This is a genomic window from Actinomycetospora cinnamomea, assembly GCF_003096675.1.
Lineage (GTDB): Bacteria > Actinomycetota > Actinomycetes > Mycobacteriales > Pseudonocardiaceae > Actinomycetospora > Actinomycetospora cinnamomea.
The window spans coordinates 1-1,089 of record NZ_QEKW01000047.1 but is presented as its reverse complement, the minus strand read 5'-3'; the positions used below and the strand labels follow the sequence as shown (position 1 = coordinate 1,089).

The window sequence follows — 1,089 nt, the reverse complement described above, 5'->3', positions numbered from 1 at the left end:
TGAGGTTGGCCCCTGGTACCGGACACGTCAGCTGAGGTGGACCCGGTCCGCCAGGGAGGATGTCGTTCGTGCCCGCACCTCACCCGCCGGAGTTCCGGCGTCGTGCCGTTGAGCTGGCTCGCCTGGGCGAGCAGCCGGTCGCCGCGATCGCCAAGGACCTCGGGATCTCTGAGTCGTGCCTGCGGAACTGGATGGCCCAGGCCGACGCCGATGACGGCAACGACACCGATCGGTTGACCAGCAAAGAGCGCGCCGAGCTCGCCGAGCTGCGCAAAGACAAGCGTCGTCTCGAGGTCGAAAACGAGATACTCAAGCGCGCGGCGGCCTACTTCGCGCGGGAGAACGTCCTCCCAAAGTAGTCTTCCCGCTGGTCCGTGAACTCGCCGACGACGGTTTCGACGTCGCGGTGACCTGTCGGGTGCTCGATGTTCGGCGTCAGGGCTACTACGAATGGCTCGCGGGGGCGAAGTCTGTCCGCGCGCAGGAGAACGAGTTGCTGCTCAAACACATCGAAAAGATCCACGAGGAGTCCCGCGGCACCTACGGCTGGCCGCGGGTGCACGCCGAGCTGGCCCTCGGGCTGGGCCTGGCGGTCAACCACAAGCGGGTGGCCCGGCTGATGCGCGAGGCCGGCATCCAGGGCCTCTACCGGCGCCGACGCCGCGGCTGCACCGTCCGCGACCCCGTTGCCGACCCTTACCCCGACCTCGTCGAGCGCCGCTTCAGCGTCGAGGCACCGGATCAGCTGTGGCTCACCGACATCACCGAACACGGCACCGACGAGGGCAAGCTGTACTGCGCGGCGGTCCTCGACGCCTACTCGCGAAGAATCATCGGCTGGTCCATCGATGACAACATGCGCACCGCGCTGGTCACCGACGCCCTCGGCATGGCCATTACCCGCCGGCGCCCGACTCCAGCCAACTCCACGATAATGCATTCCGACCACGGCTCGCAATTCACCTCATGGGCGTTCGGGCAACGCCTGCAAGCTGCCGGCCTGCTCGGGTCGATGGGCTCGATCGGTGACTGCTACGACAACTCGATGATGGAGTCCTTCTGGGGCACCATGCAACTCGAGCTACTCGA

General features: G+C 66.6%; 1 protein-coding gene and 1 pseudogene. Both read left to right on the top strand.

Annotated elements, in window-relative coordinates:
* Positions 1–59: 59 nt before the first annotated feature.
* On the top strand, positions 60–359 hold the full coding sequence (locus C8D89_RS28650; protein WP_116711547.1) for a transposase: 300 nt from the start codon (positions 60–62) through the stop codon (positions 357–359).
* Positions 329–1,089: pseudogene (locus C8D89_RS28645) on the top strand (IS3 family transposase); the annotation flags it as partial. The gene C8D89_RS28650 and the pseudogene C8D89_RS28645, both read left to right, overlap by 31 nt.